A 9,471-nucleotide genomic window follows, 5' to 3' on the forward strand; every position below is an offset into this window, starting at 1 on the left:
CTCTCTCTGCTTAGGCCACAGCCATCCCGATGATGACCTGCAGCATGTTTAAACGGGTCGTATACTCTCTTCATCCAGAGAGGCGTCAAATAACTTCTGTACTGCCCGGATATGCGGATCATCGACGATTGACTGGCGAGCCTGCTCCAGTTTTTCTTCATAAATCGCCTGCCGCCATTCCAGCGGTGTCCGCACTGCGGGATTATCGTCTGCCTCAATGGTCAGTTCAACTGTTTCGCCCGCAGTTGCCGATAAAACCTCCGTCAGCACCTGTCTTGCGGATGCAGAATTCAGATGTTTCTGCGCCGAACGTAAATGCAGGTGAACCCGTGTCCCTTGCTGTTGTTTCCACGCATTTAACGCCAGCTGCTGTACCAGCTTCGGTAAATTCAGTTGCGCTATTTCGCCCGCCCAGGGGTCCCTGAGTTTTGCTTCTTCCGCGATCCTTGCCGCAAGCTCTGGCGTTTTTTCATATTCCAGGGCCGTACGCAGGGCCTTCGGGGTGGCCACCGGCTCTGCCTCTGTCGTCTCAGGCTGCCGGGTTTTCCAGCGATAGCGTTCTTGTCTGGCCGTATTCCCTGCATCAGAACCACTCTCTTTCGGGGTTTTTCTGACGACTTTGTCTGTTACTGAGGCGAGTCGCTCCAGGGCACTCTGCGCCGGCTGCGCGGTGGGCACCGCCGGCTCAGTCTTTTTTGAGGCTGAGGCCCCCCGCCGCAATAACTCTGTACGGGCCTGTAATAACTGACTGGTGGAACCGGAGACAGCGGTGTTATCCGCAGGCTGAGGCGCTCCGCGGGCACGCGATACCGCCGGCGTCGTTGCCGTTGCCGGTGCTGACGCACCCTGCGGCGGCGCTACCGGTTCAGCAGGCGGTTGCGTATGACTAACGGTAGCCGGCTCTTTAATTTCAGCCAGCGGATGAAAGGCCAGCGCACGCAGTAAGGTCATTTCGACCCCCATACGCTGATCCGGCGCGTAAGCAAGCTCTTTTCTGCCAACGAGCAACGTCTGGTAGTAAAGCTGGATCTCTTCAGGGGGCAGTTTTCTGGCCAGTTCACGTAACTGTTGTTCGTGCGCCAGGAATTCTTCATCCAGGGTGGACGGCAATAACTGCAGCATAGCAATGCAATGCAGTAAACGTAGCATCTCAACCAGTAAGGCTTCCCACTCTACACCACGGCTGGCCGCCTGTTGCAGTAAGGACATCACAGAACCGCCCTCACCCGTGGTCAGGGCTTCTATCAGCGCCAGCGGCTGATCGTTGTCCAGGGTGCCCAGCATAGCGGACACCGTGTCGGCCGTCACTGAGCCCTGCCCCATCGCAATGGCCTGATCGGTCAGGCTTAATGCATCACGCAGGCTACCTTCCGCTGCCCGTGCTAACAGCTGCAATGCACGGGGTTCGGCCGCGACCTGTTCTTCTCCCAGGATATGGGTCAGCTGCTGACTGATCTGCGGAACATCCAGTGCTTTCAGATGGAATTGCAGGCAACGGGATAGAATAGTGACCGGCAGTTTTTGCGGATCGGTCGTTGCCAGTAAGAATTTGACATGTTCGGGGGGTTCTTCCAGCGTCTTTAGTAACGCATTGAAGCTGTGCCGCGAAAGCATGTGGACTTCATCGATCAGATAAACTTTAAAGCGCCCACGGGCTGGCGCGTATTGCACGTTATCCAGCAGGTCGCGGGTATCTTCTACTTTAGTCCGGGAGGCGGCATCGATCTCAATCAGATCAACAAAACGTCCCTGCTCGATTTCGCGACAATTTTCGCACTGACCACAAGGTGTGGCCGTAACACCCAGCTCGCAATTCAGACCTTTCGCCAGTAAACGGGCAATGGTGGTTTTACCCACACCCCGCGTGCCTGAAAAAAGGTAAGCGTGGTGAAGTCTGCCCAATGACAAACCATTGGCCAGCGCGGTGAGAACATGTTGCTGGCCGACAACATCAGCAAAAACCTGTGGTCGCCATTTTCGCGCGAGAACCTGATAACTCATGGAAATTTAGTCACTGGATTGGGGTTAAAACATCATACAGCGCATCTGATATGCGTCTCTGCATCCCGGTGTGCTTGCCGCAACCTATTGATACCCAAAGGGCCAACAAACACAGGGTTCAGTGTATCAGCCGCCTGACCTATTGCCTATCTATTTAGAATTGCCTTACGCTTCAGACAGGGTAAAGGCAGGCGGAAGCGGGAGAAGCCTTTAGTGGCCCGGGAAGTTAACGACGCTGAAACATTCCAGTCCCAGAGCCTTCAGACGGGCTTCGCCTTCAAGGTCGAATAAATTGATCACAAACGCGGCATCATGCACTTCTGCACCGGCACGACGAATAAGCTTCACTGTCGCTTCGATGGTACCGCCGGTCGCCAGCAGATCATCAACCACCAGCACTACATCGCCTGGCTGCACTGCATCGGTGTGCATTTCCAGTACATCGGTACCGTATTCCAGACTGAAGGCTTCGCTGTAGGTTTCACGAGGTAATTTACCGGGCTTACGAACCGGTACAAATCCAACGCCCAGACCTAATGCTACTGGCGCCCCGAACAAAAATCCACGGGCTTCAGTCCCGACAACCTTAGTAATGCCCTTATTACGATAACGTTCGACCAGTATTTCAATGGTCGCTGAATATGCTTTTGCATCTTCCAGCAGTCCGGTAACATCACGGAAAAGGATCCCTGGTTTCGGATAATCGGGAACACTTTTGATGCTATTCTTAATGGATTCAAGCTGTTGCTCAGTTACGCTCATAATGGTATGCCTGGTAAATTCTTAGAAACACGCAGCCCGCTGCCGGCCAGGAACCTCTGCAGAGGGTGACAGCCGACAGGAAAACAGACAGGAACTGCGTAGGAAAACCGTCAAATCTAAGCAAACTACAAAATAATTGCAACCTTAGACCCCTGACTTCTGCTTTTTTATTCTGCCTGTCAGGGGCTGATATGAACAGAATAACAATAAATCTCCCCTGCGGGAGCGCATTGCTGACGGGACATGGCGGCCATTCAGGGCTGTTCCGGACGGGTCACCGCGTTTCGGTAAGCAACCGTAAGTTCAACACAGGCTTTTCAATGAACAGAGATAAAATTATCCGCCAGTTTGCAATGTTAATTGCACAATTAAAGCAGAAAATTGCGCAGGCGGGTGACCCTGCCTGCCGGGAGAAACGGTTTGATAACACACTTTTCCCGGTCTCCGGCCCGACACTGACCAGCTATCTGCAACAAACAGAGCAATCGCTGGAAAAACTGCATCAGTTTGAATCGGCTTCGTCTCCGGCATTTCTCTGGCTGACAGAACAAATGACAGCACAATGTCAGGCGCTGCAACGGGAGTTGTCCACGCCTGTCAGACGCCGCACGGTACCTGCGGATACAGCAAGCCACTGGCAACACCTTTATCAGCAACAACTGGGTTATGAAGCCCGATTAAATGAGATGCTGTTGCAACACGAACAACAATTAACCACGGCCGTGACGTTACAGCAACAGCAGGAGATTGGTGAAAAAATCCGAATCCTTGAACAGCGTCTGGCACGCTGTCGTCTGGCGCTGAAGGAAAGCCACTGGCAAACAACGCTGCGCAATTAAGCAGGTTTGTTAATATAAGTCAGTACGTTTACCACGGAGGATCCCGGCCCCTCTCAGAAATACCCGTTTTTTCTTGCCGGTGAACTGCAGACAATGTTATCACTGGATTGACACGGTCAGCGCACCGCTGACCGCACATACAGGTAAATCACTTTTTGACAGAACAGGGTAACGTTATGTCGCTGGATACTGCACCTGCAGAGGTTAAACTCGCTGTTGATTTAATTATGCTTTTAGAGCAAAACCAGCTTTCACCCCGGGTGGTACTGGAGGCACTGGAAATTGTCAGAAAGGACTATATTGCCAAACTGAACAATGAACAGCCTCTTTCTGCTGCTGACTAATCATTGTCTTGTTCAGACAGTGTTATTTCAGCAACACCGGACTAAAGCGCAACATATCCATAAAAGCATCAACCAGTGGCTCAGCATCATTTTCTAAATCGAAACCGGCGGGTGTAAATAACCAGTTTTCCATCAGGCCACTGATATAACTGCGCATCATAATTGCGGCCTGTCGGGTATTAAGTTTTTCGGGGAGCTGACCCGCAGTAATACATTTTTTTAATGTGTTTTCGACTTTTGGGTAACATTCCAATAACATATCCTGCTGGATTTTTTGGAATGTTTCCATTTCTCCGACAAACTCACATTTATGGAATATAATTTCCATTAATGCTCTGCGGGAGCTGTCTCTCACTGTCGACTGCAGTAATGTAATAAGTAAGGCACGGATTTGTGCCATGGGGTCATCCGGATATTTGTTCTGATATTCCAGTTCGAGTTTATCCAGACACTCATCACTCTGCAGCCAGATTTCATTAAGAATGTCTATTTTATTTTTAAAGTGCCAATAAATAGCACCTCGTGTCACACCCGCCCGGATAGCAATATCTGACAACGAGGTTGAAGAAACTCCCCGGGTAGAAAAGCAGTGGATCGCGGCATCAAGTATCTGTTGACGGGTTTCAAGGGCCTGCTGTTTGGTTTTTCGTGCCATATCAATGGTTCTTAATCAGATCTCGGGGCATACGCCGTTATTCAGGCGACATAAGGATTTACATACATTCATGTATATATGTATCATATCATGGCTTGTGTAATTGCACAGCCAATGTCCCTTTTTTAGGAACATTGGCCAGATAAATTCCGGATATTAGAGGTTAATTTATGAAAAAAAACAGAGGATTGTCACCTCTGGCGGCCATCCTGATGTTTTCCGGGAGCGTCGCACTCACCGGATGTGATAACAACAAAACGCAGCAATCGGGCCAGCAGCAGCCTCCCGAAGTCGGCGTAGTCACATTAAAGGCAGTGCCCCTGGAAATGACGACTGAGCTTCCCGGTCGTACCTCGGCATATCGGGTGGCTGAAGTTCGTCCTCAGGTCTCCGGTATCATCCTGAAACGTAATTTCACAGAAGGGAGTGATGTCCGGGCCGGTCAGTCTTTATATCAGATTGACCCGGCCACCTATCAGGCTGCTTACGACAGTGCATTAGCTGATTTAGCCAAAGCCCAGGCAAATGCGCGTATTGCCGATTTAACGGTTCGTCGTTACAAACCCCTGCTCGGCACCCGTTATATCAGCGAACAGGAATATGATACTGCTGTTGCGACTGCCGCGCAGAACAATGCCGCCGTTCAGTCAGCAAAAGCCAATGTCGAAACTGCGCGGATCAATCTTGCGTATACTAAAGTCATTTCCCCGATTTCCGGCCGGATTGGAAAATCAGCGGTCACCGAAGGTGCGCTGGTCCAGAATGCTCAGACGACAGCCCTGGCAACGGTTCAGCAACTGGACCCGATGTATGTGGATGTTACTCAGTCGAGCGATCAGTTCCTGCGTTTACGTTCAGAGCTGGCTTCCGGTCAGTTAAAACAGACTCAGGGCAAAGCCAAAGTCACGCTGATTATGGATAACGGGCAACCGTTCAACCAGACCGGGACACTGGAGTTTTCAGACGTCTCTGTTGACCAGACTACCGGCTCTATTACCCTGCGTGCCATTATCCCTAACCCGGACCATACCCTGTTACCGGGCATGTTTGTTCGTGCAAAACTGGATGAAGGGACGAACCCGGATGCACTGCTGGTGCCTCAGCAGGCTATTACCCGCACGCCGGCAGGTCAGGCGACAGCCATGGTGGTCGGCAGCGATAATAAAGTTGAGTTACGCCAGGTAGATGCTTCTCAGGCTATCGGCAATCAATGGCTGGTCACAAGCGGACTGAAATCCGGTGATCGCGTGATTACTGTCGGTCTGCAGCGTGCCCAACCGGGTGCCAGCGTGACGCCGGAAGAAGTGACTCCGGACTCCGGCAGCAGCAATGCGCAATAACCGTCCGCAAAATTATCGTTTTAACAGGAGCCAGTGATCCATGGCTAAGTTCTTTATCGAACGCCCGATTTTTGCATGGGTACTCGCCATCATTGTCATGCTGGCGGGCGCGTTGTCGATTCTGAAACTCCCGATCGAGCAATATCCTGACGTTGCTCCACCGGCAGTACAGATCCAGGCAAACTACCCGGGCGCAGATGCAAAAACTCTTCAGGACTCCGTTACCCAGGTCATAGAACAAAATATGAACGGGATTGACGGATTGCTGTATATGTCATCCAGCAGTGATTCCAGCGGGACATTGCAGCTTACGCTGACCTTTGCCGCCGGGACTGATCCCGATATCGCGCAGGTTCAGGTGCAGAACAAGTTGCAGCTTGCAACACCGCTTCTGCCCCAGGAAGTCCAGCAGCAAGGGATCAGCGTCGAAAAATCCTCCAGCAGTTTCCTGATGGTTGCAGGCTTCGTCAGCGATGACGGCAGCATGGACCAGAATGATATTGCCGACTATGTCGCCTCTAACATTAAAGACCCCATCAGCCGTACACCGGGTGTCGGTGATACCCAGTTGTTTGGTGCACAGTATGCAATGCGTATCTGGATGGACCCGGCAAAACTGGATAACTATGGCCTGACACCGGTCGATGTGATTACTGCGATTAAAGCGCAAAATAATCAGATTGCTGCCGGACAACTGGGCGGTAGCCCGCAGGTTAAAGGCCAGGAGCTGAATGCCTCTATCATTGCTCAGACTCGTCTGACCTCGGTTGATGAGTTCCGTAAGATCCTGCTGAAAGTTAACACCGACGGTTCCAAAGTGACTCTGGGCGATGTCGCTAAAGTCGCGCTGGGCGGCGAAAACTATGATGTTATCGCTCGCTTTAACGGAAAACCGGCGGCAGGTCTGGGGATTAAGCTGGCAACCGGTGCCAACGCACTGGATACCGCTGCGGCAGTGAAAGCAGAACTGGCTAAGCTCCAGCCGTTTTTCCCGCACGGACTGAAAGTTGTTTACCCGTATGACACCACGCCATTCGTTAAAATTTCTATTTTCGAAGTGGTAAAAACGCTGTTTGAAGCCATCGTACTGGTGTTCCTGGTAATGTATCTGTTTATGCAGAGCCTGCGCGCGACACTGATACCGACGATTGCGGTACCGATTGTCTTGCTGGGTACCTTTGCCATTATCAATGCGCTGGGCTATTCGATAAACACGCTCACGATGTTCGGCCTGATACTCGCCATCGGGTTGCTGGTTGATGATGCCATCGTGGTGGTGGAAAACGTTGAACGTGTGATGGCGGAAGAAAACCTGTCTCCGAAAGAAGCAACCAAGCGGTCGATGGGACAGATCCAGGGAGCGTTGGTAGGTATCGCTCTGGTTCTGTCTGCTGTTTTCGTCCCTATGGCCTTCTTCGGCGGTTCTACCGGGGTCATTTACCGTCAGTTCTCCGTCACTATCGTTTCTGCAATGGTGCTTTCCGTTCTGGTGGCATTAATCCTGACACCGGCATTGTGTTCGACCATTCTGAAGCCTCTGAAGCCCGGAGATCACGGCAAAACCAAAGGGTTCTTTGGCTGGTTTAACCGTATCTTCGAAAAAAGCACCAATCACTATGTGACTTGTGTCAGCCATATCATCCGTCGTACCGGTCGCTATCTTGTGATCTACCTGGCGATTGTCGTGGCGATGGTCTTCCTGTTTGCCCGACTGCCGACCTCGTTCCTGCCGGATGAAGACCAGGGGCTGTTATTAGCACAGGCGCAATTACCAGCCGGTGCAACGCAACAGCGTACACAGAAAGTCCTGGATCAGGTGACGAATTACTTCCTGACCAAAGAGAAGGACAATGTGAGTTCGGTCTTTACCGTGAATGGTTTCGGTTTCTCCGGACGCGGTCAGAACACCGGGATTGCCTTCGTCAGTCTGAAACCCTGGGATGAACGTACCGGCAGTGCGAACAAGGTTCCTGCGATTGCAGGACGTGCTATGGCTGCACTGAGCCAGATTAAAGATGCCTTCGTCATTCCATTCAACCTGCCGGCAATTATCGAATTAGGTAATGCAACAGGGTTTGACTTTGAACTGATTGACCAGGCGAACCTGGGACACGAGAAACTGACGGAAGCCAGGAACCAGCTTCTGGGCATGGCTGCGCAACATCCTGATGTTCTTACCGGTGTCCGTCCTAACGGCCTGGAAGATACACCACAGTACCGGTTGATTATCGACCAGGAAAAAGCGACAGCTCTCGGTGTTTCCATCTCTGATATCAACACAACACTGGGTGCCGCCTGGGGTGGTTCCTACGTCAATGACTTTATTGACCGGGGACGTGTGAAGAAAGTGTACGTTATGGGTGAAGCCGATGCCCGTATGCTGCCTTCGGATATCAATAAATGGTATGTGCGCAACAGTAATGGCCAGATGGTACCGTTCTCTGCCTTCACTACAGCAAAATGGCAATACGGTTCACCGCGTCTGGAACGTTACAATGGTCTGCCGTCTATGGAAATTCTGGGCCAGCCGGCTGCCGGTAAAAGCTCCGGTGAAGCTATGGCTCTGATGGAACAACTGGCGTCTAAACTGCCGGCCGGTATTGGCTATCAGTGGACCGGCATGTCCTATCAGGAGCAGATGTCCGGTAACCAGGCTCCTGCACTGTATGCCATCTCGCTGATTGTGGTGTTCCTGTGCCTGGCCGCACTGTATGAAAGCTGGTCTATACCGTTTGCCGTTATGCTGGTTGTGCCACTGGGTATTGTCGGTGCTCTGCTACTCACCACCCTGAGAGGGCTTAGCAATGACGTATACTTTGTGGTGGGCTTACTGACCACTATCGGCCTGTCGGCGAAAAACGCCATCCTGATTGTCGAGTTTGCGAAAGACCTGATGGATAAAGAAGGCAAAGGTCTGATGGAAGCGACGCTGGAAGCCGTTCGCATGCGTCTGCGTCCGATTCTGATGACCTCACTGGCCTTTATTCTGGGTGTCTTGCCACTGGCAATCAGTACCGGTGCGGGTTCCGGGTCTCAGAATGCGGTAGGTACCGGCGTTATCGGCGGTATGGTCACAGCAACCTGTCTGGCCATCTTCCTCGTACCGGTGTTCTTTGTGGTGGTACGTCGCAGATTTGGTAAAGATAATAGTACAACTCATACAGAGATATCAGAGCAGGATAAATAACCCTGAGCTGCTCCGTATGACTGAAGAGGCTGCCTGGCAGCCTCTTTTTTTTGTATCCAGAAAACCCCCAGCTAGGCTGGGGGTTCCGTAAAGCTTTCAGCTTTGGGCCGTATATAAAAACCCCTTTTGATTTGTTAAAACACCTTGCGGTCTGGCAACTGCAAAGGTTCAACAGGAAATCAAAAGGGGGTCCCAATGAGGGACGAAAAGAGCTTAGCGCATACCCGATGGAACTGTAAATATCACATAGTTTTCGCACCTAAGTACCGAAGGCAGGTCTTTTATGGAGAGCGGCGAAGGGCAATAGGGAGCATTTTAAGAAAGCTGTGTGAATGGAAAAATG

The 9,471-nt window shown here is 51.5% G+C and carries 8 protein-coding genes; 5 read left to right on the forward strand and 3 right to left on the reverse strand.

Features of this window, described 5'->3' with window-relative positions; translation table 11 throughout:
* Positions 1–48: 48 nt before the first annotated feature.
* Positions 49–2,001 carry a DNA polymerase III subunit gamma/tau gene (gene dnaX / locus CG67_RS06840; RefSeq protein WP_025902215.1) on the reverse strand — a complete coding sequence of 651 codons (1,953 nt, stop codon included), beginning with the start codon at positions 1,999–2,001 and terminating at the stop codon, positions 49–51.
* 210 nt (positions 2,002–2,211) lie between these two features.
* Positions 2,212–2,763, reverse strand: a complete 552-nt coding sequence (gene apt, locus CG67_RS06845; protein WP_025902216.1) for an adenine phosphoribosyltransferase — start codon at positions 2,761–2,763, stop codon at positions 2,212–2,214.
* A 320-nt stretch (positions 2,764–3,083) separates the two neighbouring features.
* Between apt and priC the strand changes: the two genes are divergently transcribed.
* Both priC and rsmS read left to right on the forward strand, forming a co-directional pair.
* Positions 3,084–3,602, forward strand: a complete 519-nt coding sequence (gene priC, locus CG67_RS06850; protein WP_025902217.1) for a primosomal replication protein PriC — start codon at positions 3,084–3,086, stop codon at positions 3,600–3,602.
* Positions 3,603–3,778: 176 nt separating this feature from the next.
* Positions 3,779–3,946, forward strand: coding sequence for a pleiotropic regulatory protein RsmS (gene rsmS / locus CG67_RS17400; RefSeq protein WP_071780134.1), 168 nt, complete (start codon positions 3,779–3,781; stop codon positions 3,944–3,946).
* Between the two features lie 22 nt (positions 3,947–3,968).
* Here rsmS and acrR read toward each other — a convergent pair whose 3' ends face one another.
* On the reverse strand, positions 3,969–4,601 hold the full coding sequence (gene acrR / locus CG67_RS06855) for a multidrug efflux transporter transcriptional repressor AcrR (protein ID WP_025902218.1): 633 nt from the start codon (positions 4,599–4,601) through the stop codon (positions 3,969–3,971).
* Positions 4,602–4,771: 170 nt separating this feature from the next.
* Between acrR and CG67_RS06860 the strand changes: the two genes are divergently transcribed.
* The 3 genes from CG67_RS06860 to CG67_RS17410 all read left to right on the forward strand — a co-directional run.
* A complete protein-coding gene (locus CG67_RS06860) occupies positions 4,772–5,941 on the forward strand; it encodes an efflux RND transporter periplasmic adaptor subunit (protein ID WP_029990839.1) in 1,170 nt (389 codons plus the stop codon).
* A gap of 40 nt (positions 5,942–5,981) precedes the next feature.
* A complete protein-coding gene (locus tag CG67_RS06865) occupies positions 5,982–9,128 on the forward strand; it encodes an efflux RND transporter permease subunit (protein WP_025902219.1) in 3,147 nt (1,048 codons plus the stop codon).
* 195 nt (positions 9,129–9,323) lie between these two features.
* Positions 9,324–9,471, forward strand: a 148-nt coding sequence (locus CG67_RS17410) for a transposase (protein ID WP_160318965.1), incomplete at its 3' end; no start/stop codon positions are given.

The organism is Tatumella sp. UCD-D_suzukii, assembly GCF_000611875.2.
Lineage (GTDB): Bacteria > Pseudomonadota > Gammaproteobacteria > Enterobacterales > Enterobacteriaceae > Tatumella > Tatumella ptyseos.

Coding starts and splice junctions, on each gene's coding strand:
- dnaX (WP_025902215.1), bottom strand. CDS start 2,001: ATGAGTTATCAGGTTCTCGCGCGAAAATGGCGACCACAGGTTTTTGCT.
- acrR (WP_025902218.1), bottom strand. CDS start 4,601: ATGGCACGAAAAACCAAACAGCAGGCCCTTGAAACCCGTCAACAGATA.
- CG67_RS06860 (WP_029990839.1), top strand. CDS start 4,772: ATGAAAAAAAACAGAGGATTGTCACCTCTGGCGGCCATCCTGATGTTT.
- apt (WP_025902216.1), bottom strand. CDS start 2,763: ATGAGCGTAACTGAGCAACAGCTTGAATCCATTAAGAATAGCATCAAA.
- rsmS (WP_071780134.1), top strand. CDS start 3,779: ATGTCGCTGGATACTGCACCTGCAGAGGTTAAACTCGCTGTTGATTTA.
- priC (WP_025902217.1), top strand. CDS start 3,084: ATGAACAGAGATAAAATTATCCGCCAGTTTGCAATGTTAATTGCACAA.
- CG67_RS06865 (WP_025902219.1), top strand. CDS start 5,982: ATGGCTAAGTTCTTTATCGAACGCCCGATTTTTGCATGGGTACTCGCC.